The 26,337-nt window shown below is 53.7% G+C and carries 20 protein-coding genes and 1 pseudogene; 13 read left to right on the forward strand and 8 right to left on the reverse strand.

Annotated features, from left to right (window positions below):
• The first annotated feature begins 4 nt into the window (after window positions 1–4).
• The 6 genes from F8R23_RS03750 (at window position 5) to F8R23_RS03775 (ending at window position 7,104) form a co-directional block, all read left to right on the forward strand.
• Window positions 5–1,114, forward strand: a complete 1,110-nt coding sequence (locus F8R23_RS03750; RefSeq protein ID WP_129938146.1) for an efflux RND transporter periplasmic adaptor subunit — start codon at window positions 5–7, stop codon at window positions 1,112–1,114.
• Window positions 1,111–4,173: an efflux RND transporter permease subunit gene (locus F8R23_RS03755; protein WP_151415281.1), complete on the forward strand. Its 3,063-nt coding sequence runs from the start codon at window positions 1,111–1,113 to the stop codon at window positions 4,171–4,173. Before F8R23_RS03750 ends, F8R23_RS03755 begins: the two co-directional genes overlap by 4 nt.
• Window positions 4,174–4,352: 179 nt before the next feature.
• A complete protein-coding gene (locus tag F8R23_RS03760; protein ID WP_129934640.1) occupies window positions 4,353–5,138 on the forward strand; it encodes an SDR family NAD(P)-dependent oxidoreductase in 786 nt (261 codons plus the stop codon).
• A gap of 61 nt (window positions 5,139–5,199) precedes the next feature.
• Complete coding sequence (locus F8R23_RS03765) at window positions 5,200–6,204, forward strand: NADP-dependent oxidoreductase (protein WP_151415282.1); 1,005 nt, start codon at window positions 5,200–5,202, stop codon at window positions 6,202–6,204.
• Window positions 6,205–6,294: 90 nt separating this feature from the next.
• Window positions 6,295–6,630 carry a cupin domain-containing protein gene (locus F8R23_RS03770; RefSeq protein ID WP_129934638.1) on the forward strand — a complete coding sequence of 112 codons (336 nt, stop codon included), beginning with the start codon at window positions 6,295–6,297 and terminating at the stop codon, window positions 6,628–6,630.
• Between the two features lie 84 nt (window positions 6,631–6,714).
• A complete protein-coding gene (locus tag F8R23_RS03775) occupies window positions 6,715–7,104 on the forward strand; it encodes a nuclear transport factor 2 family protein (RefSeq protein WP_151415283.1) in 390 nt (129 codons plus the stop codon).
• Between the two features lie 254 nt (window positions 7,105–7,358).
• Here the strand turns inward: F8R23_RS03775 and F8R23_RS03780 are convergent, their stop codons facing one another.
• Complete coding sequence (locus tag F8R23_RS03780) at window positions 7,359–7,772, reverse strand: NUDIX hydrolase (RefSeq protein ID WP_012145176.1); 414 nt, start codon at window positions 7,770–7,772, stop codon at window positions 7,359–7,361.
• Between F8R23_RS03780 and F8R23_RS03785 the strand changes: the two genes are divergently transcribed.
• The gene (locus F8R23_RS03785; protein WP_244953374.1) at window positions 7,729–8,562 is read left to right on the forward strand and encodes an NAD(P)/FAD-dependent oxidoreductase; all 834 of its coding nucleotides are present in this window, start codon (window positions 7,729–7,731) and stop codon (window positions 8,560–8,562) included. The two genes, F8R23_RS03780 and F8R23_RS03785, sit on opposite strands and share 44 nt — an antisense overlap.
• 66 nt (window positions 8,563–8,628) lie before the next feature.
• On the opposite strand, the gene dsdX is transcribed toward F8R23_RS03785, so the two are convergent.
• Window positions 8,629–9,966, reverse strand: coding sequence for a D-serine transporter DsdX (gene dsdX / locus F8R23_RS03790; protein WP_151415284.1), 1,338 nt, complete (start codon window positions 9,964–9,966; stop codon window positions 8,629–8,631).
• 206 nt (window positions 9,967–10,172) lie between these two features.
• Here dsdX and dsdC point away from each other — a divergent pair, with 206 nt between their 5' ends.
• From dsdC to F8R23_RS03805, 3 genes are all read left to right on the forward strand, one after another.
• Window positions 10,173–11,108 (forward strand): DNA-binding transcriptional regulator DsdC, encoded by a 936-nt coding sequence (gene dsdC, locus F8R23_RS03795; protein ID WP_151415285.1) that lies wholly within the window; start codon window positions 10,173–10,175, stop codon window positions 11,106–11,108.
• 295 nt (window positions 11,109–11,403) lie between these two features.
• Window positions 11,404–11,862: a DUF2946 domain-containing protein gene (locus F8R23_RS03800; RefSeq protein ID WP_129934633.1), complete on the forward strand. Its 459-nt coding sequence runs from the start codon at window positions 11,404–11,406 to the stop codon at window positions 11,860–11,862.
• Between the two features lie 246 nt (window positions 11,863–12,108).
• Window positions 12,109–14,163, forward strand: coding sequence for a TonB-dependent copper receptor (locus F8R23_RS03805; protein WP_151415286.1), 2,055 nt, complete (start codon window positions 12,109–12,111; stop codon window positions 14,161–14,163).
• Window positions 14,164–14,229: 66 nt separating this feature from the next.
• Here F8R23_RS03805 and F8R23_RS03810 read toward each other — a convergent pair.
• Window positions 14,230–14,337: pseudogene (locus F8R23_RS03810) on the reverse strand (LysR family transcriptional regulator); the annotation flags it as partial.
• Between the two features lie 115 nt (window positions 14,338–14,452).
• Between F8R23_RS03810 and F8R23_RS03815 the strand changes: the two are divergent.
• On the forward strand, window positions 14,453–15,226 hold the full coding sequence (locus tag F8R23_RS03815; RefSeq protein WP_129934630.1) for an NAD(P)H-dependent oxidoreductase: 774 nt from the start codon (window positions 14,453–14,455) through the stop codon (window positions 15,224–15,226).
• Between the two features lie 124 nt (window positions 15,227–15,350).
• On the opposite strand, the gene F8R23_RS03820 is transcribed toward F8R23_RS03815, so the two are convergent.
• Window positions 15,351–16,808 carry an amino acid permease gene (locus tag F8R23_RS03820; RefSeq protein ID WP_151415287.1) on the reverse strand — a complete coding sequence of 486 codons (1,458 nt, stop codon included), beginning with the start codon at window positions 16,806–16,808 and terminating at the stop codon, window positions 15,351–15,353.
• Window positions 16,809–17,428: 620 nt separating this feature from the next.
• On the opposite strand from F8R23_RS03820, the gene F8R23_RS03825 reads away from it, so the two are divergent.
• Window positions 17,429–18,703, forward strand: coding sequence for a Glu/Leu/Phe/Val family dehydrogenase (locus F8R23_RS03825; RefSeq protein WP_112349856.1), 1,275 nt, complete (start codon window positions 17,429–17,431; stop codon window positions 18,701–18,703).
• Between the two features lie 55 nt (window positions 18,704–18,758).
• On the opposite strand, the gene F8R23_RS03830 is transcribed toward F8R23_RS03825, so the two are convergent.
• Entirely contained in the window at window positions 18,759–20,297 is a 1,539-nt protein-coding gene (locus F8R23_RS03830; protein WP_129934628.1) for a long-chain-fatty-acid--CoA ligase, read from the reverse strand.
• Window positions 20,298–20,509: 212 nt separating this feature from the next.
• On the opposite strand from F8R23_RS03830, the gene F8R23_RS03835 reads away from it, so the two are divergent.
• Entirely contained in the window at window positions 20,510–21,079 is a 570-nt protein-coding gene (locus F8R23_RS03835) for a DJ-1/PfpI family protein (protein ID WP_112349858.1), read from the forward strand.
• A gap of 86 nt (window positions 21,080–21,165) precedes the next feature.
• Here F8R23_RS03835 and F8R23_RS03840 read toward each other — a convergent pair whose 3' ends face one another.
• From F8R23_RS03840 to F8R23_RS03850, 3 genes are all read right to left on the reverse strand, one after another.
• Window positions 21,166–21,543: a DUF1493 family protein gene (locus tag F8R23_RS03840; protein WP_129934627.1), complete on the reverse strand. Its 378-nt coding sequence runs from the start codon at window positions 21,541–21,543 to the stop codon at window positions 21,166–21,168.
• Window positions 21,544–21,725: 182 nt separating this feature from the next.
• Window positions 21,726–23,180 carry an efflux transporter outer membrane subunit gene (locus F8R23_RS03845; protein WP_151415288.1) on the reverse strand — a complete coding sequence of 485 codons (1,455 nt, stop codon included), beginning with the start codon at window positions 23,178–23,180 and terminating at the stop codon, window positions 21,726–21,728.
• 1 nt (window position 23,181) lies between these two features.
• On the reverse strand, window positions 23,182–26,337 hold the full coding sequence (locus F8R23_RS03850) for an efflux RND transporter permease subunit (protein WP_129934625.1): 3,156 nt from the start codon (window positions 26,335–26,337) through the stop codon (window positions 23,182–23,184).

Below are 26,337 nucleotides of genomic sequence, written 5' to 3' on the forward strand. Positions count from 1 at the left end.
ACCCATGCCTCGGCTTAAACCTACCACCATTGCCATTTGTCTGTTGCCCCTGGCCCTGGTGGCCTGTGGTGACACATCGACCGGCGACGACCCACGAATTAAACCACCTTTAGTGCGGGCGGTAGCGGTTGAAGATTCAATCGATACTTCTCGTGCTTTCACCGGCGTCGTGGTCGCGCGCATCCAGAGTGACCTCGGTTTCCGCATATCCGGAAAAATACTTGAGCGCCTGGTCGATACCGGTCAGACCGTCAAGCGTGGTCAGCCACTGATGCGTCTTGATCCAGTTGATTTGGCTCTGCAGGCGCGAGCCCAGCAACAAGCCGTGACGGCAGCTCGTGCGCAGGCCCGGCAGGCGACCGCCGACGAAGCACGTTACCGTGGACTGGTCGCCACCGGTGCTGTTTCAGCCTCGGCTTACGATCAGATCAAGGCGGCAGCGGATACCGCCAAAGCACAACTCAGCGCCGCAGAGGCTCAGGCTGATGTGGCCCGTAATGCTTCCGGGTATGCCGTTTTACCCGCCGACGCTGATGGCGTGGTGATGGCGACCCTGGCTGAACCCGGACAAGTTGTCAATGCAGGTCAGCCGGTAGTTCGGCTGGCGCGGGCAGGGCAAAGAGAGGCCATAGTGCATCTGCCGGAAACTTTGCGTCCGGCCATTGGCAGTGTGGCGATGGCCAGTCTGTATGGCCGCAGTAGTGACGCAATGCCTTCCACATTGCGGCTGCTTTCTGATGCGGCCGATCCTTCGACGCGAACATTCGAGGCCAGATATGTGCTTGAAGGCTCACTGGCTGGAGCCCCTTTAGGGTCCACCGTCACCCTCGATATCGCTAACGGCAATCGATCGGCGTCAAGACTACAGGTACCGGTTGCAGCACTGTATGACCCCGGTAAGGGGGCTGGCGTATGGATTATCGCCGGTAAGCCGGCGAAAGTGACCTGGCGCGCCGTGCAGGTCCTGGGCATCAGTGACGATATGGCACACGTTGCGGGCAATCTCAGGGTCGGCGAACAGGTCGTGGCTTTGGGGGCGCACTTGCTGCGCGACGGTGAGCAGGTCAGATCGGCTCAGCAGGCTGACGACGGCGTTGCCGGGAGTCAGCCATGAGCACAGGGCGCTTTAACCTCTCGGCACTCGCGGTGCGCGAACGTTCCATCACGCTTTTCTTGATCTTTCTTATCACGGTAGCCGGTATTCTTTCGTTTTTCGAATTGGGACGTGCTGAAGATCCGCCCTTTACGGTTAAGCAGATGACGGTCATCACCGCCTGGCCGGGGGCTACGGCGCAGGAAATGCAGGATCAGGTCGCCGAGCCGCTTGAAAAACGGATGCAGGAACTGAAATGGTATGGCCGTAGCGAAACTTATACGCGCCCAGGATTGGCCTTCACCATGCTGTCACTGGCGGACAAAACACCGCCATCCGAGGTACAGGAAGCGTTCTATCAGGCCCGTAAGAAGCTAGGTGACGAGACCAGGAACTTGCCTGCGGGCGTCATCGGGCCGATGGTCAATGATGAGTTCTCAGACGTCACCTTTGCGCTGTTTGCGTTGAAGGCCAGGGGAGAATCGCAACGTCTGTTAGTGCGAGATGCCGAGTCCCTTCGCCAACGCCTGTTGCATGTGCCGGGTGTGAAAAAGGTCAATATCATTGGCGAGCAGGCGGAACGTATCTTTGTCTCCTTCTCCCATGATCGACTGGCCACCCTCGGCGTGACTCCCCAACAGATTTTTGCCGCACTGAATAACCAGAATGTGCTGACGCCCGCCGGTTCTATTGACACCCAGGGGCCGCAGGTCTTTTTGCGCCTGGACGGTGCCCTCGATACCTTGACGAAGATCCGCGACACACCGGTTGTGGCACAGGGGCGGACCCTGAAGCTTTCGGACGTCGCGACGGTGGAACGCGGTTATGAAGATCCTGCCACCTTTATTATCCGCAACAACGGCGAGCAGGCTCTGCTGCTGGGGATTGTGATGCGGGAGGGATGGAACGGACTGGACCTGGGTAAAGCGCTTAATGCAGAAACGGCCAGTATCAATCAGGCCATGCCACTGGGGATGACACTCACCAAGATCACTGACCAGTCGGCTAATATCCGGTCTGCAGTTGACGAATTCATGGTGAAGTTCTTCGTTGCACTACTGGTGGTGATGGTAGTTTGTTTTGTGAGCATGGGCTGGCGCGTAGGGGTAGTGGTCGCCGCGGCCGTGCCTTTGACACTGGCAGTGGTGTTTGTAGTGATGGAGGCCTCTGGCAAGAACTTTGACCGCATCACCCTGGGTTCACTGATACTGGCGCTGGGACTACTGGTTGATGACGCCATTATCGCCATCGAAATGATGGTGGTAAAGATGGAAGAAGGGTACGACCGGCTCAAAGCCTCCGCCTATGCCTGGAGCCATACGGCCGCACCAATGCTGGCGGGGACGCTGGTGACGGCCATTGGTTTTATGCCTAATGGTTTTGCACAGTCTACCGCAGGCGAGTACACCAGTAACATGTTCTGGATTGTTGGTATCGCCCTGATCGCATCCTGGGTGGTTGCGGTGATCTTTACGCCTTATCTGGGGGTGAAGATGTTGCCGAACATCAAACAGGTCAAGGGGGGGCACGCGGCTATCTATAACACCCGTCACTATAACCGCTTTCGTCGATTGTTGACCCGAGTCATCACCCGTAAGTGGGCAGTGGCTGCTACGGTGATTGCCGCCTTTATCCTGGCGGTTGTCGGCATGGGGCTGGTCAAGAAGCAGTTTTTCCCTACCTCCGATCGTCCTGAAGTACTGGTCGAGGTACAAATGCCCTATGGAACCGCGATTGAGCAGACCAGCGCCGCCACTGCCAAGGTTGAAGCCTGGCTGAAGAAACAGCCTGAGGCCAGGATCGTCACATCGTATATTGGTCAGGGTTCGCCGCGTTTTTATCTGGCCATGGCGCCAGAGCTACCCGATCCTTCGTTCGCCAAGATAGTGATACTCACGGACAGCCAGCAAGCCCGTGAAGCCCTTAAGTTCCGTCTTCGCGAAGCCGCAGCTGAAGGGCTGGCCCCAGAGGCCCGTATCCGGGTCACTCAACTGGTATTTGGTCCGTACTCGCCATTCCCTGTGGCTTATCGAGTCATGGGGCCGTCCCCTGATAAACTGCGTGAAATTGCCAGTCAGGTCGAGGCCGTGATGCAGAGCAACCCGATGATGCGGACCGTTAACACCGACTGGGGGCAACGAGTGCCCACGCTGCACTTCTCTTTGGATCAAGACCGTTTGCAGGCTGTGGGGTTAACGTCCAACAGTGTCGCGCAACAACTGCAATTCCTGATCTCTGGCATACCTATCACGTCGGTGCGCGAGGACATTCGTGCTGTGCAGGTTGTCGGCCGAGCGGCGGGGAATATTCGGCTCGACCCGGCCAAAATAGCCGGTTTTACCCTGGTGGGGTCTGCCGGACAACGCATTCCGCTATCGCAAGTGGGCGAAGTGGACGTGCGAATGGAAGATCCTATCCTGCGACGCCGCGACCGAATTCCGACGATGACGGTGCGGGGCGACATAGCAGAAGGGCTGCAACCCCCGGACGTTTCCGCCGTGATACTGAAAGCGTTACAGCCGGTCATCGACCAACTGCCCGCCGGTTACCGCATAGAACAGGCCGGTTCGGTTGAAGAGTCAGCCAAGGCGACCAAGGCGATGTTACCGTTATTCCCGATCATGATCGCATTGACGCTGTTGATTATCATTTTGCAGGTCCGCTCAATGTCCGCGATGGTCATGGTATTCCTCACGGCCCCATTGGGACTGATCGGTGTAGTGCCCACTTTGCTGCTGTTCCAACAGCCGTTTGGCATCAACGCTCTGGTCGGGCTGATCGCGCTATCGGGTATTTTAATGCGGAATACCCTGATCCTGATCGGGCAAATCGATCACAATCAGCAGGCGGGGATGGATCCGTTCCATGCGGTAGTCGAAGCTACGGTGCAACGTGCCCGGCCAGTGTTGCTTACCGCGTTGGCGGCCATTTTGGCCTTTATCCCGCTGACCCATTCGGTATTCTGGGGCACTTTGGCCTACACCTTGATTGGCGGCACCTTCGGAGGAACCCTGATGACACTGGTGTTCCTGCCGGCGATGTACGCCATCTGGTTTAAAATCCGTCCTGACAAAGGGTAATTAATCTGACTGCGCAGGTTGGAAGCCGCAAAAGGCGGTATCCAACCTGTCAGTTCGCCTGGAAAGGGCCAGAGACAAAATAGTGCTAACAAAATAAATGATGATTGACATCTATTATAGATGACATGCATCATTCAATGAGTGAAGTATGAGTCATTTTCCATCACAGAGAGGCAAGTATGACAGACATCAGTTCGGTATTGATCACCGGTGCCTCCACCGGTATTGGCGCAGTTTATGCGGACCGTTTTGCCCGCCGCGGGCATAACCTTATCCTGGTTGCGCGGGATGTTGCACGTATGGAAGCGCTGGCCGGTCGCCTGCGCGCAGAGTATGGCGTGGCCGTGGACATCCTGCCGGCAGACCTCACGCAGCGGGCGGATGTGCAAGCCGTGGCGCAGCGACTTCGTGACGATGAGAACATAACGGTGCTGGTGAATAACGCCGGGATGAGCCTGTCCGGTTCGTTTGCGTCTCAGGAGGCGGTGGATATTGACCGACTGATAGCCCTGAATCTGTCAGCGGTTGCCAGTCTGGCCCACGCAGTGGCTCCACGACTGGCCGCGGCCGGGAAGGGTGCCATTATCAACATCAGTTCAGTGGTCGGGTTGGCGCCGGAATTCGGCCTGACCATTTATGGTGCCACCAAAGCGTTTGTACTTTACCTGTCTCAGGGGATGAGTATCGAGCTCGCGCCGCAGGGCGTGTATGTACAAGCCGTATTGCCTGCCGCAACGCGTACCGAAATCTGGCAGCGTTCGGGGACGGACATTAATACCGTAAGCGGCGTGATGGAAGTCGATGAGCTGGTAGATGCAGCGCTTGTCGGCTTTGACCGCCGCGAGGTGGTGACCATTCCGCCTCTGCATAACGAACAGCAGTGGCTAAACTATAATCAAGCTCGCCAAGCGATGCTGCCGGAGTTTAGGCAGGAACATCCAGCAGCGCGCTACATTAGTGAATAACTTGCTCCTCCCGTCCCACCTGCGGACGGGATCTTTACCTTTCAAAACAGCGAATAGCACGATGAAAGCTTTACTACTGCAAGGCTATGCTAAAACAGGCCGACTGAGCTTTGAAAATATTCCACGACCGGGGATCAGAAACGATGAAGTCCTTGTCAAAGTGTATGCCGTGGGGCTAAACCCGATCGACAACATGATCCCAAAAGGAACATTCAAACCGATACTTCGATTTACTCTGCCAGCGGTCATCGGCAGCGACCTGGCCGGCGTGGTGGAAAATATCGGAAAAAAAGTCACGCGTTTTCGGCCCGGCGATGCAGTGTTTGCCAGCGTGTTTGATATGGACAGAGGGGCACTGTCTGAATATGTGGCGGTCCCAGAGAGTTCGGCGGCCCTGAAGCCGATGAGCCTCAGCTTTACGGAGGCAGCCTCGCTCCCGATGGTTGCGCTCACCTCATGGCAAGCTTTTGAGCATGCCAAGCTGAAACCTGGTCAGAAAGTCTTTATCCCTGCAGGCTCTGGCGGGATTGGTACCTTCGCCATCCAACTGGCAAAATATTTGGGGGCCAGCGTCACCACCACCACGAGCGCGGCGAATACCGGGCTTGTGACATCTCTGGGAGCCGATCACGTCATCGATTATCGACGTAAGAACGTTGAACAGGCCCCGGCTGACTGCGATCTCGTTCTGGGTACAGTTCGTGGCGACAGCCTTGAAAAGTCCCTTGAGATCCTTAAACCTCATGGTGAGATCGTGTCGCTCATCGGACCTCCGGACCTTGCATTCGCCCGTAAAAGAGGGATGAATATTGTGATGAAGGCTGTTTTTTGGCTGCTTAGCAGAAAAATAATCTCTCGTGCGGCCGATCGGCAAGTTAACTATTCGTTTTTTTTCGTTCGTCCTGATGGGAGCCAACTGACGAAAATAGCGACACTAATTGATGCTGGGAAAATGAAACCGGTGATCGACAGGACATTTCCGTTTGATGACAGCCTAAGCGCACTGGCTTATCTGGCAGACGGACACGCGAAAGGGAAAGTTGTGGTACAAATTGTGGAGTCCTGATTTAGTGACATTGTCACCAATTTTTTGAGTGTTCGGTCTTCAACGTGAAAAAATAATCCCCAGGTTAGCTGATCGATGGAGTCAGTTAAGATGATGACGAATATATTCAAACACTTTCCCGAAGCCGCACTTCAGGCAGAAGCTGAAACCTTCGAAACATTGCTTTCACAGCCTAATGTGAAAATTGAACGTATCATTTCTACCGGACAATCGAGCCCGCCGGATTTCTGGTATTGCCAGCCGCAAAGTGAGTGGATCATGGTATTGCAGGGTTCTGCGGGGTTAAGGTTTGATAATGAGTCTGATATCCGGGTGTTAAACAGCGGCGACTTTGTGAATATTCCTGCACAATGCCGCCATAGAGTTGAATGGACCGATCCCAACGGGCCAACTGTGTGGTTGGCTGTTCATTACGGGGGTGTTTAATGGTGCATTTTGACGAAATCTGCAGGGTGATTACTGCCAATTGTTTTCAGATTTCACGTAGCGCGATCAAAAAAGGAGGGCGTTTTGACCCATTCGACAGAGTTGTTGGCGGTGATCCAATCGCTGGAAGTTAAACTGCATCAGCCGGCAACGCGCAGTGACTTAGCTGCAGTCAGTGAATTGCTGCATGAAGAGTTTGCAGAAATTGGGCGTTCTGGCCAACGCTATGACAAACCGCAAACTCTGGCAGCTTTGCAGATGGAAAGTGACCCGACAGAAATTTTTGCTAACGGGTTTAAGTTAGCTGCAATTGCCGAAGGTACAGTGCTGCTGACATACCGAAGTTATCAGCGCAGTGCCGATGGCGGTGTTGCTCGTTGTACATTGCGATCGTCGATCTGGTTGTTAACCTCAGAAGAGAATGGCTGTCGATGGCAGATGCGTTTTCATCAGGGCACGCCGACTGATGATTAAGGCCTGCGATATTGAGGCACATATTGGCAAACGCGGATAGGCCTTGGTGACCGAGACCGATAAGGATTGAAGGTGAGGTGAGTTATAGCCAGGATGGCCAACCCGGTGCGTAACCACTAAAGCAATTTAACATAATATACATTATGCGCACCAAGATGACTGTACGTAGAATCTGAGCTTCTGGGTTTTATCATGGCCTTATCAAGATATCTCTAAATTGGTTGGCCGCCAGTCCACCGGATGAATTTCCACGGCTAAATCGACTCGAGTATCTCAGCTATGTTTTCTGGATAGACAATCTCATCCGTTGTTCTTAACTCTTCGATACTCCACCAGTGATGCTCGCTGATGACACGCTTTTCTTCACCGCTCCAACGGTCAGTGTTGATCTCGCGATGTCTCACTCGCACAACGTAAAACTTTTCCTGCGCTTCAACCATCTCGCCATTCGGCAACATCATCTCAAAGTTTCTTTGCGCCACACACTGGCCAACTTCATTGCACACAATGCCCGTTTCTTCCTGTAGCTCTCTAACAGCCGCTTGTTTATAGGACTCACCTTGTTCAACACCGCCGCCTGGTGTTGCCCAATATGATTGTCCCGCCAACGCGCCAGAGCTGTGCGTGAATTTAAACAACAAAACCTGTCCTGAAGGTTCAGTAATCAAAAGCCTGGATGCTGGTCGCGTTCGCACTTTATTTCCTTCCCTATATGAGAAACTGAGATCTGAAGCCCTGGCCATTATCATGGGAAAAGCTCCCTTTGCTATCAAGTCCAAAATACCTCTGCAAGATTTGGCTATTCTATGGGATAGTCAGCCCGGTTTGTATACAGGGAAACTCAGGATGTGTACCACAGAGAAACATATGATTGTTATCGGCGCGGGAATTATGGGGGCATCAATAGCCTATCATTTGGCAAGCCGCGGGATAAAAGTGACGGTCATTGATAAAGACCAACCTTCTTCTGGCGCTACCGGCAGCTCTTTTGGCTGGATCCACACGACAGTAAGTGATGATGCACCTGATGCTTTTCTTCGCCGCGCATCGGTGGCCGATTGGCAGCGACTGGAAAAAGAAATCCCGGAGCTTTGGGTGAATTGGACTGGTGCACTAAGTTATGACGATGAATCGCTGGAAAGTCAGCCCAATGAAAACCTGCTTCAACAACCCGAGATATCCAGGCTTGAACCCGCGTTTAACAACCCGCCACGGCGTGCATATTATGCGGTTTATGATGGTGCTGTCGACCCCATCGATGCCACGCACGCCCTGCTGGAAAAGGCTTGTAGCTTGGGCGCTACGCTGAAAATTCAAACGCCGGTCATCGGTTTTCTCCAAAATGGCAACCATGTTACCGGCATCCAAACCCCGGAGGGCGTATTAAATGCGGATAACCCGGAAATACCTGCAATTTATCGTCCTCGCCGCATCATTTCTGCCCCAAAACAACCTTAATAACGGCAATCGTCGCAGGACTTCACCTGGCGACGATTACCGATGAAGATACCGGTTCCGGCATACTCAAATAATGTATGAAAGCAGGAAGGTCATGCCCAGCGCCAATACCGAAGCGATAAAGGTGGCCGTAGTGTAATACTTGAAGGTTTCATTCAGCGTCGCTCCACAATATTGCTTCACCAACCAGAACAGCGAATCCGTCACTATGGTGCAGCCAATAGCACCAGAACCGATGGCAATGGTCACGATCTCCGGGCTAACATTGGGATAAAGCGACAACATCGGTGCGACTATCGCCGTAGCGCCCATCATGGCTACGGTGGCGGAACCCACTGCAGCATGCAGAATAAGCGCGACCAGCCAGGCTAACAGGATAGGATGCATATGCAGGTTTGACAGCATCAGCGCCAGGGTATCGGCCAGGCCACTGGTCTTCAAAATACTGTTAAATGCTCCGCCGGCACCGATGATCAACAAGATATTGGCAATGGAGGAGAAACCGGACTCTGTATGGTTCAACAGCGCGCTCATCCCCATGTGACGACGAATACCGAGAACGTAGTAAGCCACAAATACAGCAATAAACATGGCAATGATCGGGTTACCGATAAAGTCCATAGCGGCAAACAAGCGCCCTTCTTTATTCAGATTCAGCTCAGCGACCGTTTTGACCAGCATCAGCACTATGGGCAGTAAAACCGTAAACAGCGTTGCTCCCAGTGATGGCAGTGAATGTTCTTCTCGCACGGCCAGGTTGGAGAACTCAGGCGGTACCGCTTTAAACGGCAAGCGTTTACCCAGCAATTTCAGGAACAGTGGACCACCTACCAGTGATGCCGTCAGCCCGACGAACAGGCCATAAACAATCACCGTGCCCACATCGGCTCCCAGCTTGTTGGTAACAAATAACGCTGCGGGATGAGGGGGAACCACACAGTGCACCGCCATCAATGCGGTGCACAAAGGAATGGCCAGCTTGAGTAATGAAGTCCCGGTTTTTCTGGCGATGGAGAAAGCCAATGGGATCAATAGAACTACGCCCACTTCAACAAACAGCGTGATACCGCAAACCAAGCCGACCAACACCATAATCACGTCGACAGACAACCAACGGCAGCGTTGCAACGCAATACCAATACGCTCTGCCGCGCCGGAGACCTCCATCATCTTGCCCAGAATAGTCCCCAGCCCAATGACCGCAGCCAAAAACCCCAGCGTACTGCCGATGCCGTTTTCGATAGCATTGACCATATCAATCGGGCCCATCCTCATCATACTGCCGACAAAGAAGCTTGCTAACAGTAACGCCAAAAAAGGGTGAAACTTAAACTTCACGATGGTCAAAATGATGATCGCGATACTGGCGATCAACGTGCCGGCAACCCAAACTTGCGAATCCATAGCCCATACCCCCGTCATAAACTGACTGTCATTGGACAGGAAAACGACGATCGGTGACAAACGATAAAAATCCGCTCTCACATGAGTAAAACAGAATCAAACGAGTGACTTATGCCAAAAAATGGTGCAGTTTAGCGACATGGGTCAACTTTACTCACCAAGCTGGTGTGTAAATCGCAGATATTTTTAAATTTTCTGGGGGGATTATGTCGGTAAATCTAACGGGGCCACATCGCTCATTGAATGGCTGGCAGTTATCGCGGTTATTTACCTTTGAAGTGGCTGCGCGGCATGAGTCTTTCGCCATGGCGGCCGATGAGCTTTCTGTCAGCCCCAGCGCCGTCAGCCATAATATTAACCAGCTTGAAGCCAATCTGGGTATCCAGCTGTTTGTCCGCTCTCACCGAAAGGTGGAACTCACGACCGAAGGCAAACGGGTTTTTTGGGCGCTAAAATCCTCACTTGGCACCCTGAACCTGGAGATTCTGGATATCAAGAATCAGGCGCTATCAGGTTCATTAACGATTTACTCCCGCCCCTCCATTGCTCAGTGCTGGATCGTGCCGGCGTTGGCGGATTTCTCCCGCCGATACCCCGCCATTAATCTGACCATTCTGACCGGCAACGAATATGTGAACTTCCAACGCGCCGGCATTGATCTGGCAGTTTACTTTGACGCCACTCCGTCATCGCAGCTTCATTATCAATACCTGATGGATGAAGCGATCATCCCGGTATGCAGCCCGGAGTACGCCAGTCAATTTGAGCTGGCCAACTTTCCCGGCAACCTCTCTCACTGCACCCTGCTCCACGATCGACAAGCCTGGAGCTATGATTCCGGTACCGATGAGTGGCACAGTTGGGCTCAGCATTTCGGTGTCAATCTGGATACCTCTCCGGGTATAGGTTTTGATCGTTCCGATCTGGCCGTTACGGCAGCCATCAATCATGTTGGCGTGGCTATGGGCCGCAAACGGTTGATCCACAAACGGCTTAACTCCGGTGAACTGGTGGCGCCATTCCCGAAAATGGAGCTGAAATGTGACCAGCACTATTATGTATCGACACTTTCCGATCGCCAGTGGCCGAAGATTGACGCCTTCATTTCTTGGTTAAAAAACCTGGGGGAACTCCCTGTGTAAGCATCAGTCTCTCACGGAAATGCGGATGTTGGCAGGTAATATCACTTAATCGTCTTTGTTGTCGAGGATGATATTTTCGATAGGAATGTGATGTTCGAGATATAACCACTTCTTTACTGTCGGTATTATTTTCCGTCAGAACCAAGATATATCCCAATGGTTAAATTGGTTGAGATTGTGAGACAAACGGCAATTCACTATTATCAATAGGCTAACCCCGGATAAAATGTTTTAACATTTGCCAGATAAAACAGTACAATTCCGTCCGTTAATTTCGCACTATTTTAGGATATATGTGTCGTTAATTAGGACTGCCACATCGCGAAGCCGTCTCCCTGCCTGTCTGGGGATTTTTGCGATCCTAATGTTGTTCATTGCCCCGGTGATCTCACGGTCGCTGGAGCATGCACGCGTCGGGCAGTCTGAGCCTGCCAGCATGGCAGACTGCGGTATGGATATGTCGATGCATAGCCATCACCAGCCGCCGCCAGAGCCAACCGGCAAGGCCAGCATGTCAATGGCCATGCAGACCGGCAGCCACAATATGGCGATGATGATGGATGACAGCGCCTGCGGGTACTGCGTCTTGCTGATCCATGTCCCGCTGCTGGATCTGGCCTACTCGCCACTATTCTGGTCAGGCTCGTTGCTGTCCCGCGCCCCACCAGCACATTATATCTTCCCGTTATTCGCCCATGTGATCCACTCTGAGTCACAGCCCCGCGCTCCACCAGCATCGCTTCCTCTGATTTAAAAATTAATAGACTGCAGCCAAATTATTCCTGTTGAGATGATTCAATCAGGAGGTTAACTCACGCCAGTCATATTTACGGCTGCAGAACATTATTCATCGCAATCCGATTGGCGTTATTGATTCGCCATGACGGAACTGAACTCCTATTTACGGCGGCAAGATGCTCCGGGTGTTACTGTGCCTAAATAATAGCCAGTTGCGATGTGAAAATATTTTTAGTGTCAACATTTGCATTAAGGAACGATGATGTTCGGTACAACCAAGAATTATAAAAAACGCCCTCTGCCACTGCATATTACTGCGGCGATGCCACTGTTTGTCCTGGCCACCTTCAGCGCTCATGCCACTGAATCGCACCAGCATGAGGTTGCAGTCAAAGCCAATGATGGCGACGTGATCACCGTAACGGCACCACTCTATTCACCAATGACCATTGTGACATCACCGAAAACGCCGCGTCAGCCGGTGCCGGCCAGTGACGGTTCGGATTACCTGAAAACCATCCCAGGCTTCTCGCAGATCCGTAACGGTGGCACCAATGGCGATCCGGTGTTTCGTGGCATGTTTGGCTCACGACTGAAGATCCTGACCGACGGCGGCGAAATGCTAGGTGCCTGTCCTGCAAGAATGGATGCCCCTACCTCGTACATTTCACCAGAAAGCTACGATCTGTTGACCATCACCAAAGGCCCGCAAACGGTGCTCTGGGGGGCCGGCTCTTCGGCAGGCACGGTGCGCTTTGAACGTGAACGCCCTCGCTTTGAACAGCCCGGGTTAAAGGGAAATGCCAGTCTGCTGGCCGGTTCTAACGGGCGCTGGGATGAGAACATCGATGCCAGCCTGGGTGGTGAACAAGGCTATCTGCGTCTGATGGGCAATAAATCGCGTTCCAATGATTATCAGGACGGCGATAGCCAACGCGTAGCTTCGCGCTGGGATAAATGGAATGGCGATTTGGCGCTGGGCTGGACGCCAGACAGTGACACCCTGCTGGAGGTGACCATGGGCCGGGGCAATGGCGAAGCACGCTATGCCGGACGCAGCATGGATGGCTCACAGTTCAAGCGAGAAAGTCTGGGTATGCGAGTAGAGAAATCCAACATTGGCGAGGTGCTGGATAAGCTAGAAGCCCAGGTTTATTACAACTATGCCAACCATATTATGGATAACGTCACCCTTCGCTCCCCCGGTCAGGGCGGTATGGCGATGGGACATATGGGCATGGGGCACATGAATATGGGGATGACGATGCAGTTGGATCGCCGCACCGTCGGCGGGCGTGTGATGGGCACCTTCCTATGGGACGATTTAAAGTTGGAAAGCGGTATGGATACCCAGACCAACACCCACCGTAATAAACAGGGGGATGCCTGGCAAAAAGATGCGCAATTCCATAACTACGGTGCTTTTGGCGAGTTGACCTGGACCGCAACCGAACAAAGCAAAATCATCAGTGGTGCACGCCTCGATCGTAGCCTGGTGGATAACTATAAATCCGCTAATGACAGCGAACGTTCCGACACCTTGCCGAGCGGCTTTACCCGTATAGAGCATACGCTTGCCGGCATGCCATTGATGGTTTACGCCGGTATAGGCTATACCGAACGTTTCCCTGACTACTGGGAGTTGTTCTCCCCGACACTTGGGCCGGACGGCAGTAAGAGCCCGTTTGATAGTGTGAAGAGTGAAAAGACCACGCAGATCGATATCGGTGCTCAGTACACGGATAAACGCTTTAACAGTTGGGTTTCAGCGTATCTGGGTCATGTGAATGACTTTATCCTGTTCAAGTACGATCCCAACCACGCCCGTATCAGCCAGGCCGATAACGTCAACGCGACAATTATGGGCGGTGAGATGGGCATGGGTTATCAGCTTGCCGAGCATTGGAAAACCGATGCCAGCCTGGCCTATGCCTGGGGTAAAAACACCACAGACCATCAGCCACTGCCGCAAATTCCACCGCTGGAAGCGCGCTTGGGTTTAACTTACGAACGTGGGGACTGGAGCAGTACCGGCCTTTGGCGTTTGGTCAGCAGCCAGCACCGCGTGGCAATCAATCAGGGCAATGTGGTGGGTAAAGACTTTGCCGACAGCCCGGGCTTTGGCGTGCTTTCCGCCAATATGGCGTACAAGGTGAGTCCGCAGGTCAAACTCAGTACCGGTCTGGACAACATTTTCAATAAAACCTACAGCGAGCACCTAAACCTGGCGGGTAACAGCACCTTTGGCTATTCCTCGAATACTTCAGTGAACGAACCGGGACGCACTCTCTGGGCCAAGGTTAACGTCACCTTCTAAACTAAAGGGGCCGGGCGGTGGAATCCATTGCCCGGCAAAGCCCTTTCTGAGCCTGCCCTCACTCCCTCAGCTTACCGCGGCGACGATATGCTCGCGCAACCATTGATGTGCCGGATCACGGTGAGAACGCTCATGCCACAGCATGGTCATTTCGAACCCAGCGTCACCAGCAGGTTGAGATCCAGGCGTCTGATATTATTCATGGCAATACCTGTAATATTAGAAATTCATTTCTAGTATACCTAACTTCCACCTACCCTAACCTTCATCAACCCATGGAGGTCACACTATGAATGTTTTACTGGTCTATGCTCACCCTGAACCGCAGTCATTGAATGGCTCACTTAAGGATTTTTCTGTCCAACGACTTGAAGCCGCCGGCCATGAGGTACAGGTATCCGATCTGTATGCCATGCAGTGGAAAGCCACGCTTGACGCCGCCGACAGTACAGCGCAACCCAGGGATCGTTTTGATCCCTCGCGTGATTCCCAACATGCGTTTGCTCATGGCTTACAGAGCAAAGACATTGAGCTGGAGCAGGAAAAACTACGCTGGGCGGATACGGTCATTTTGCAGTTTCCCCTGTGGTGGTTTTCGATGCCGGCAATCCTTAAAGGCTGGGTTGAACGCGTCTATGCCTACGGATTCGCCTATGGCGTGGGGGAACACTCTGATTCACGCTGGGGTGACCGCTATGGCGAAGGTACCCTGGCTGGCAAACGCGCGATGCTGATTGTTACCACCGGTGGTTGGGAATCTCATTACGCTGCGCGCGGTATCAATGGCCCGATCGATGACATCCTGTTCCCTATCCAGCATGGCATCCTGCATTACCCCGGTTTCGAGGTGCTACCCCCCTTTGTCATCTATCGTACCGGCCGAATGGATGAAACACGTTTTACCGAGATCGGTGACGCCCTGGGGCAACGGCTGGACGACCTGGCGCATACCGCACCGATCCCCTTCCGGCGGCAGAATGCGGGCGAATACGAGATCCCGGCATTAACCCTGAAACCGGCTATTGCCCCTGGCCAGTCTGGTTTTAGTGCACATATCAAATAATGTTCAGGCCCGGTAAACCGGGCCATCAGCCAAATCATTTTTCCAGCGGATAAATGGTGCCGTTGTTTAGTTCGATCATGAACTGCCCCATTGTTTCATCAAAACCGCGTTCATCGCAGAAACGCTACTCAGCCTCATGGCTACGTTGGTAAAATACGTAGTTTTCCTGTGCCAGGCTATTTTTAACTCTGAAACGCCACGCCAGCGCCAGAGCGATAAACCACAGCGGCATGCTGCACAGCGCAATCAGCGTATCTCGGTCAAATACCATCAGCACCAGCGTGAAAGCAAAGAATGCCAACGTCAGCCAGGTCATGATCACTCCGCCCGGCATCTTGAAAGTAGAACGTGCGTGCAACTCGGGCCGTTGCTTGCGGTAAACCAGATAGGCCACCAGGATCATGCCCCAGCTGTAAACCACCAGTATCGCCGCCACGGTCGAGACAATGGTAAACAGCGTCATGACATCCGGCATCAGGATCAACAGCATGGTTCCCACCACCATGCAAAAGCAGGAGAACATCAGGCTGCGGATCGGAATCGCCGTGGTGCGGGACAGTATTTTGAACTGCCCGTGAGCGTGTTTCTCCATCGACAGGCCATACAGCATACGGGTACTGGAATACACGCCGCTATTGGCCGAAGACATCGCCGAGGTCAACGCCACAAAGTTAATCACCGCCGCCGCCGCGGGCAAACCGGCCTGGTCGAACAACATGACGAACGGGCTGCTGTCCGGTGAGACGTGGCTCCATGAGGTCACAGCGATAATCGCCAGCATCGAGAACACGTAGAAGATGATAATCCGCACCGGGATAACGTTGATGGCCTTCGGCAGAACCTTTTGCGGATCCTTGGTTTCGGCCGACATGGTACCGAGCAGCTCGATACCGGTGCAGGAGAAAATGGCAATCTGGAAGCCGGCAAAGAAGCCGAAAATACCGTGCGGCATGAAGATATTGGGGTCGGTGATATTGCTCACCGAGGCTTTAACTCCGTCCGGTGAGGTCCAGCCGATAAACACCATCCAGGCTCCGGTCAGGATCAACGCGATAATGGCTATCACCTTGATGATGGCAAACCAAAACTCCGCTTCGCCGAACATCTTCACCGACAGCATATTAAACAGACATAGCAGGCCCAGGGTCAGTAACGCCGGTAGCCAGGGGGAAACCTCGGGGTACCAATATTGAACGTAACCACCGCACACCACCACGTCGGCGATACAGGTCACCACCCAGCTCAACCAGTAGGACCAGCCGAGAAAAAAGCTGGCTTTGGGCCCCAGGTATTCGGAAACGAAATCGGCAAACGAGCGGTAGTCGAGCTTGGTCAGCAATAACTCTCCCATCGCTCGCATCACCATAAACATAAAGAAGCCGACAATCACATAGGTCAAAACAATAGAGGTGCCGGAAAGCGCAATAGTTTTGCCAGAGCCCATAAACAGCCCGGTACCAATAGCGCCGCCAATGGAAATAAGTTGAATATGGCGTTCGCTCAGGCCACGTTGCAATGTTTGGGCGCAGTCATGCCCCTCGGTTGAAGGAGTATTCAACCGATGTTGCTTACTTTTTGTCATGGTGTTACCTGTCCGTCATCAAGGCGATTAAGCAGCTTGTTGCCGCTGCAGCAGGAGTGAAACGCCGCTGGCGTTCTACCGGCAAAAAAGAAATTCAGGCCAAACGCTGCCTGCCCTTTTGTTAAAGGGAAGTAAATATCTGTACGTCTCAGAAAACCACTGTTCGAACTGATCGGTAGCCCACATTGAGCATGCGAAGCATGAGCGTGGAAATTAAAGGTCTTTATATCAGTGGGTTGTAATTATTCCCGGTTAAGAAAAAAACGTGACCAACGCAGATTTAACATGAATTTAACTCTGGCGTCAGGAAACGGCATTGTCAACACGACACTTAAATAAAATGAAACTTTTTGATCACATTCAAGCTTCTGAAAAATAGATAAAAACGAGTTTTATGCATTTTTTATGCATAAAGAATGCCTACTCAGGGCAACCTCCAAACAAAAGTAATTAACTATTCATTTTTACTCCTCAAAACCCGCTGGAAACCGGCCCGCAGCCCGACGAGGGGGGGCTAACAAGCCGCGTTTTTAATGGTAAATTTAGCGTCGCAAAAGTGTTATGCACTTAGTAATCCACGGTTAAACAAAATAAATACCTCTATATAAAAAAGGTTGGTTATGGAAAAGCTATCCTACGCTTCAGAAAGTAGCACAACGGCCTGGGCCACCTATCTGCAACAAATCGACCGCGTTGCACCTTACCTGGGTGATCTGTCGCGTTGGGTTGATACCTTGCGTCACCCTAAGCGTGCGCTGATCGTTGATATCCCACTGCAGATGGACGACGGTTCAATCCGCCATTTCGAAGGCTTCCGCGTTCAGCACAACCTGTCGCGCGGCCCAGGTAAAGGCGGCATCCGTTATCACCCGGACGTTGATCTCGATGAAGTCATGGCGCTGTCAGCTTGGATGACCATCAAATGTGCGGCAGTCAACCTGCCCTACGGTGGTGCCAAGGGGGGGATCCGCGTCGATCCTTTCAAACTGTCTGAAGGCGAGCTGGAAAGATTGACCCGTCGCTACACCAGCGAAATCGGTTTTATCATCGGGCCACAGAAAGACATCCCGGCACCGGACGTCGGTACCAACTCTAAAGTGATGGCCTGGATGATGGATACCTACTCCATGAACCACGGCACTACCATCACCGGCGTGGTTACCGGCAAGCCTATTCATCTGGGCGGTTCTCTGGGTCGTGAGAAAGCAACCGGTCGCGGTGTGTTCGTGACGGGCTGTGAAGTAGCGAAACGTCTGGGCGTGCAAATCGAAGGTGCCAAAGTTGCGGTTCAGGGCTTTGGTAACGTCGGCAGCGAAGCCGCTCGTCTGTTTGTGGGCATCGGTGCGCGTGTGGTGGTGATTCAGGACCACTCCGCTACCCTGTTCAACGCCAACGGCATCGATCTGGCTGCACTGACCGAATGGCAAGCCAAAAACAAGATGATTGCCGGTTTCCCTGGCGCCAGCGAAATCGAAAGCGAAGCTTTCTGGTCCGTTGACATGGATATCCTGATCCCAGCCGCGCTGGAAGGTCAGATTACCCGTCAACGCGCAGAAACCCTCAGCGCCAAACTGGTTCTGGAAGGCGCCAACGGCCCAACCTACCCAGATGCGGACGACGTGCTGCGTTCACGCAACATCACCGTAGTACCTGACGTAATTTGTAACGCCGGCGGCGTGACCGTCAGTTACTTCGAGTGGGTACAAGATATGGCCAGCTACTTCTGGAGCGAAAGCGAGATCAACGAGCGTATGGACAAGATCATGACCGACGCTATGGTTCACGTTTGGAACAAAGCCGAAGAGAAAGAGTGCAGCCTGCGCACAGCGGCTTATATCGTCGCCTGTGAGCGTATCCTGACCGCACGTAAAGAGCGTGGCATTTACCCAGGTTAATGCGTTATCTCTCCCGGCTTGCGTTGCAGGCCGGGAGTCTTTCAAAGTGATCCCTTTAGCGCAGCAGTCGCTTCATCACCTTACCGGTACTGGTCATCGGTAACCGTTCGACAAATTCAACGATACGCGGATATTTAAACGCCGCCAGCCGCTCTCTGGTCCAGGCTATCAACTGTTCTTCACTCACCGTTTCATCCACATCCTTTAACACCACCACCGCTTTGATCTCTTCACCGAGTGACGGATGCGGTACACCGATCACCGCCACAAATGATACCGCCGGATGACGGATCATCAGTTCTTCAACTTCACGTGGGTAGACGTTAAATCCGCCGCGGATAATCACATCCTTCGATCTGTCGACGATAAAATAGAAGCCATCGGCATCACGGCGGGCCAGGTCACCGGTCCTGAACCAGCCCTTTTCCAGCACCTCGGCCGTCGCTTCCGGGCGGTTAAGGTAGCCTTTCATCACGTTGTGGCCACGCACCGCAATCTCGCCTACCTGATCTATCTCCGTCAGCATTTTACCGGTGACATCAACCAGACGAACTTCAATGCCCCAAATGGGCTGGCCAATAGAACCCACTTTATTGACCCGCCCCGGATGGTTAAAAGTCGCAACCGGGCTGGTTTCCGATAAGCCGTAACCTTCCAGAATATTCACGCCGAAGCGCTGGGCAAAATCTTCAATAATTTGCACGGGTAAACTGGCACCACCGGATACCGCCATACGCAGGTTTTTGCGTAACAGAACAAGGTCCGCGGTGTCATCCAGCGCATTCAGTAACGCCCAGTACATGGTGGGTACCCCGGCAAAAAAGGTGATGGCGTGTTTTTGCATCAGCGCGATGGCCTGCTTCGCATCAAAACGCGGCACCAGAACCAGTGTCGCCGCCAGGGCAAAGCCGGCATTCATCTGTACGGTGGAACCAAAAGTATGGAATAGCGGCAGCGTCACCAAATGGCGATCGGGTTGTTCTACCGAACTATTGAACAACTGTACCGAACCCAGCGCGTTCAGCACCAGGTTGGCATGCGTCAGTTCAGCCCCCTTGGCGCGTCCGGTGGTCCCGCTGGTGTAGAGGATCACGGCGGTGTCCGACTCCAGCGTGGTGGCACTGTCAAAATCGGTGGGCTGGGTACTGATAACCTGGCTGAAACGGTCACCTGCCAACGGCAGGTTGTCGCCGATAATGATAAAATCACGACACTGCTCTGCAGTATCAAACGCACGACATGCCTCTTCCCCCAGCGTTAATCCGTTACCGCCCTCAAAGCAAAAGAAGAGCACCGCCTGCGAATCCTGCAGGTAGTATTCAAACTCCCCCGCCCTTAACAATGTGTTCAGCGGCACCACCACCGCGCCGGCTTTTAGCACACCATAATAGATAGCCGGAAACTCCCAAATATTTGGGCAGGCCAACGCCACCCTTTCGCCCGGTTGTACTCCTCGGGCAATCAGCAGGTTGGCGACCTGATTGGCCCGTTGATTCAGCGTGGCGTAGTTAAACTGAGTCTCCTCCTGCACCAACGCCAGACGATCCGGAAATGAACGCGCACTCTCTTCAAGCAATGTAGCCAGATTTAGCATGGTTTTTTCTCGAAAGCAGAGACCGGGCAAGCCCGGTGAGTCATCGACTGAGATACTGCGCTACCTCGCTGAGGTTGCTCTCCCTGAACAGCCTGAGGCGAAAAAGCCACGGCAATGAAAAGTATAGACCAGGTCATACCAGCGTACAGGTTCGCGTTCCACCGCCCGATCGACTATATGTTAGGGATCATTTCCCCTCCGGAGAGCCCCTGATGAGCAAGAAAAAGATCCTGATGTTGGTCGGCGATTATGCCGAAGATTATGAAACCATGGTGCCGTTCCAGGCATTGCAAATGATTGGCCACCAGGTGGATGCAGTGTGCCCTGATAAGGTCAAAGGTGACTACATCATGACCGCCATCCATGATTTTGATGGCGCGCAGACCTACAGCGAGAAACCCGGCCACCGCTTCACCCTCAACGCAGACTTTGCGGCGGCAAAAGAAGAAGACTATGACGCCCTGTTGATCCCCGGCGGCAGAGCGCCCGAGTATTTACGCCTCAACCCACAGGTCATCAAGCTGGTGCAGGCCTTTGACGTGGCACGCAAGCCAATCGCCGCCGTCTGTCACGGTCCACAGCTGCTGGCCGCCGCCGGTATATTGAAAGGCAGAACCTGCAGCGCCTACCCGGCCTGCGCCCCCGAAGTACAATTGGCGGGCGGGCACTTTGCCGACATCGGTATCGATCAGGCCCACGTCGATGGCAATCTGGTCACCGCCCCGGCGTGGCCAGCACACCCGCAATGGCTGGCGAAATTTGCCGAACTGCTGGCTGAATAACGCCATTAAAAGGCCCGCAATCAAGCTGCGGGCCAATATTTTACTTTGTCTGTCCATGGGTTAATTATTCCGCCAACACCCCAGTTTTACTTTAATTGTTCAATCAGAAAATGGATGTCATAGAGCCAACGCTTGGCGCGTGCAGATCGCACCAGCATATAAACATACAGCGGTCGGACCCTTTCCATCTCAAGATCCCAGTAATTGCCACGCCGGTTTGAAGATGAGAATAATAACGTCGACTTTGCCTCCTGACGGAAATACAGCTCATGATTGTAATTACTGCTGTCAATTCGGAAGAGATCGAAGTAGACGCGCATCAGCGTCTCCGAGCTGGGTAAAGACAGATTTAGCTCTTTGTTTATTTCTGTTTCAAGCGTTACGTCTACCCCCTTTTTAAGGAGACCGGGCACATTATATTTATCAACCACCGAAATAACCTGTTGCTGAATATCACTATCCATTTTAACCTCAATGTATTTGGCCGCGGGAATGATGCGATAACATTCAGACCCTGCTTCAGATGGCGAGTTCTGCCACCGGTGGTTATTTTCCTTTTCTTTACAATTTCACCACGGAATGAATATAAAAATACGCAGAGTGTTGTCACCACCCTGCGTAATAAGATGATTACTCGTGGTCAATTTTATTGGGTAAGGGAGCTATTATTGGCAATAACACCATCGCCCTGCTTCTCTGCCGTAATACCGCCACCCAGCACCTTATACAGCGTAATCAGGTTTTGATACTCGGTTTGTTGGGTGGTAATCAACGACTGCCGGGCGGTATACAGCGTTCGTTGCGCGTCCAGCATCACCAGATAAGTATCCACCCCATGGCGATAACGCAGTTCCGCCAGACGGTAATACTCCTGCGAGGCCGCCACATAGCCAGTTTGCGCCGCGAGCTGTTCCTGAATAGTCCCTTTGCGCGCCAATGCGTCGGCGGTTTCCTGAAACGCCGTCTGCACCGCTTTCTCGTAGGTGGCGACGTAAAGGTCTTTCTGCGCCTTGGTGTAGTTCAACTGAGCGGTGTTATAGCCGCCGGTGAAAATGGGCAGGCTAATGCTCGGTGCAAACGACCAGACGCCGGCCCCCTTACTGAACAGCGATGACAGTTCCCCGCTGCCTATTCCGCCACTGGCGGTCAGGCTAATCGACGGGAAGAACGCTGCACGGGCGGAGCCGATGTTAGCGTTGGCCGCCTTCAGGTTATGTTCGGCTTCCAGCACGTCCGGCCGGTTCAGCAGCACCTGCGAGGATACATTTGCCGGCAGGTCTTTCATGATACCGGAAAGCGCGGCGATATCCGTGGGTAACAGGCTCTCCGGCACGCTTTGCCCCACTACCAGATCCAGCGCGTTTTTCGCCTGCGCCACGCTGGTGGTGTAGCTGGCTACGTCCGAACGCGCCTGCTGATATACCGTGTCCGCCGAAGCCACATCGACCATCGACAAAATGCCGTTTTGCTGATTTTTGCGCGTCACGTCCAGCGACAATTTGGCGCTGTCCATGGTGCTTTTGGCGGCGGCCAGGTTGCTGCGTTCGGCGGCCACGTTCACCCAGTCGGTGACGATATCGGCGATCAACGTCAGGCGAGTGCTTTTGGCCGCCTCCGACTCTGCCAGATAGGTTTCAAAGGTCGATCGTGACAGGCTACGGTTCTTGCCGAACAAATCCAGCTCAAATGCACTGGTGCCGGCCGTGGCTTCGTAGCTCTGGCTGATCGCGGTGGCGTTACCGTTACCGGTTAGTGCCCGCCCACGGCTGCCGTCCACACCGGCGTTAATGGTCGGGAACAAATCGGAGCGCTGCTCGCCGTAAAGCGCCCGCGCCGATTCAATATTGGCAATGGCTTCACGCAGATCTCGACTGCTGCTCAGCCCCATCTCTACCACCTGCCGCAGTTTGGCGTCGACCACATAGTCGTGCCAGGGAATATCCGGGTAACTCAATGACAATTTACCGGAGGGTGCAGCATAAGCTGCCCCCTGTGGCATGGTGGTGGGAACCGGTGCCTGTGGGCGCTGATAGTCCGGATCCAGTGAGAGACATCCCGTCAGCAATAACGGAAATGTCAGAGTAATTAAACGTTGCAGCACATTATTCTCCTGCCTGTGGCGCCGTATTTTCTGTCGGTTTGGCGGCGGCGGTTTTGCGTGAAAACATCCGGCGTACCAAGACGTAGAACAAAGGAACAAAGAAGATCGCCAGTAACGTTGCCGTGATGGTGCCACCAATGATCCCGGTACCGATGGCGATACGACTGTTGGCTCCGGCGCCGCTGGACACCGCCAGCGGCAACACGCCGGCGCTAAACGCCAGGGAGGTCATCAGAATCGGGCGCAGACGCATACGGGATGCCTCGACCGCTGCGGCGATCAGCGTTTCGCCCCGCTGGTATTTCTCTTCGGCGAATTCAACGATCAGGATGGCGTTCTTGGCCGACAGGCCGATGATGGTTAACAGCGCCACCTGGAAGTAAATATCGTTTTCCAGTCCGCGGAGGGTGATCGCCAACAGCGAGCCGACCACGCCCATCGGCACCACCATCATCACCGCAAACGGTATTGACCAACTCTCATACAGTGCGGCCAGGCACAGGAACACCACCACCAGTGAAATGGCATACAGTGAGGCTGCCTGCCCGCTGGTCAAGCGCTCCTGATAAGACAACCCGCTCCAGGAGAAGCTGCTGACAGAGGAGAATTTCGCCGCCAGTTTTTCCATCTCATCCATCGCCGTACCGGAACTGGTACCGGGCGCGCCCTCACCGGTGATCTCAAACGATGACAGACCGTTGTAGCGTGACAAGTTTTCCGGCCCGTAGATCCAGTGGGACGAGGCAAAGGCCGAAAACGGTGTCATGCTGGTCGTGGTGGTACTGGAGGTCCCTCGCACAAACCATTTATCGAGATCTTCCGGCTTTGAACGGTATTCCACATCACCCTGCATATAGACTTTTTTAACCCGGTTACGGTCAATAAAGTCGTTGACGTAGGTACTGCCGAAGGCGCTGGTGAGAGTACTGCTGACGTCGCTGGCACTCAGCCCCAACGCCTGCAGTTTGTCATTGTCGATCTCCACCTGCAGTTGCGGGGTGTCAGGTAAGGTATTGGCCCGCACCGCACTCAGGCTCGAATTTTTTCCCGCCGCCGCGATAATCTGGTCACGCATCACCTGCAATTGCGCACGGGTGGTCGCCCCTTTGGCCTGCAGTTCGAAGGTGAAACCATCGGATTGACCAAAGCCATCAATCGCCGGTGGGCTCATCGAGAACACCTGGGCGTCGCGGATCTTGGCGAAGTGCGCCATCGCACGTTTGGCTATCGCATCGGCGGTATTGGCACTGCCGGCGCGGAGACTCCAGTCTTTCAGACTGACGAAGGCCATACCGGCGTTTTGTCCGCTGCCACTGAAACCAAAACCGTTAATGGTGAAGATAGTGCTGACGTTGGCCTTCTCGTCGTTGAGGAAGTAATCCTTCACCTCGTCGCTGACCGCAGAGGTACGGGCATTGGTCGCCCCGGCCGGCAGCGTGTACTGCACCATCACCACACCCTGATCTTCATTGGGCAAGAAGCCGGTCGGCAGCCGCATGTACATCACGGCGGCGGCAATCAGCAACAGGCCGTACAGCAACAGATAACGCATTGGACTGTGGATCACCCGGCCAACCTTGTCGGCATACTTCTCCTGCAGGCGGTTATAGCCACGGTTAAATTTGCCCAACAGGCCTTTGTTGGTCAGTTCCTCATGTGCGGGTTTCAGCAAAGTGGCACACAGCGCCGGTGCCAGCGTCAACGCCAGGATCACCGACAGCACCATAGAAGCGACGATAGTCACCGAGAACTGGCGGTATATCACCCCGGTGGAGCCACCAAAAAACGCCATCGGCAGAAACACCGCCGACAGCACCATGGCAATGCCCACCAGTGCGCCGGTGATCTCCTTCATCGACTTTTCCGTCGCTTCACGCGGTGGCAGTTTCTCTTCCCGCATCACACGTTCGACGTTCTCCACCACCACGATGGCATCATCCACCAACAACCCGATCGCCAGCACCATGCCAAATAGCGTCAGGGTGTTGATCGAGTAGCCGAAGGCAGCGAGTACGCCAAAGGTCCCCAGCAGCACCACCGGCACGGTAATGGTCGGGATCAGCGTGGTGCGCAAATTCTGCAGGAACACAAACATCACAATCACCACCAACACCACCGCCTCGACCAGCGTTTTCACCACTTCTTCGATCGAGATATTAATAAAGTCGGTGCTGTCTTTCGGATAGGCCACCTTGTATCCGTTTGGCATCGAGCTTTGATATTCCGCCACCTTGGCCTTGACCAGTTTGGCGGTATTGAGCGCATTGGCCCCGGCGGCCAGCTTGACCGCAATACCTGATGCCGGATGGCCATTCAAGCGGGCACTGGAGGAGTAATCCTCATTGCCCAGCTCAACCCGCGCCACATCACCCAGTCGCACCAGGGCACCGCTGCTGTCACTTTTAAGGATGATATTACGGAACTGCTCCGGCGTTTGCAGTCGCGACTGCGCCTTCACTGTGGCGGTCAATTGCTGATCGGCTCCAGACGGCAAATCGCCGACCTTACCGGCAGAAACCTGGGTATTTTGCGCCTCAATAGCCGTTTCGACATCGGACGGCATCAGTGAATAGGACGCCAGTTTGGTCGGGTTCAGCCAGATGCGCATCGCGTATTCTGACCCGAACACCTGTACATCACCGACACCGTCGATGCGCGACAGCGGATCCTGAATATTACTCACCAGATAGTCGGATATGTCCGCCATGCTGGCCTTGTCGGTTTCGTCATACAACCCGACGATCAGCAAGAAGCTGCTCTGGGATTTCTTGACCGTCACCCCTTGCGCCGTCACCTCGGTCGGCAAACGGCTTTCCGCCTGCTGCACCTTGTTCTGCACCTGTACCTGAGCGATGTCCGGGTCAGTGCCCTGATCAAAAGTGACATTGATGCTCACCGAACCGTCAGAGCTGCTGGTCGCCGAGAAATAAAGTAGCCCGTCCAGGCCGGTCAGTTGCTGCTCAATCACCTGGGTGACGCTGTTTTCCAGAGTCTCTGCATCGGCCCCCGGATAGGTGGCGGAAATGGAAATCTGCGGTGGCGAGACGTCCGGATATTGAGAAATGGGCAGCGAGTTGATCGACATCAGGCCGCACAGCATGATGATGATCGCAATTACCCAGGCAAACACCGGGCGGCGAATAAAGAACTGCGCCAT

This window comes from Serratia proteamaculans, assembly GCF_008830365.1.
GTDB lineage: Bacteria > Pseudomonadota > Gammaproteobacteria > Enterobacterales > Enterobacteriaceae > Serratia > Serratia proteamaculans.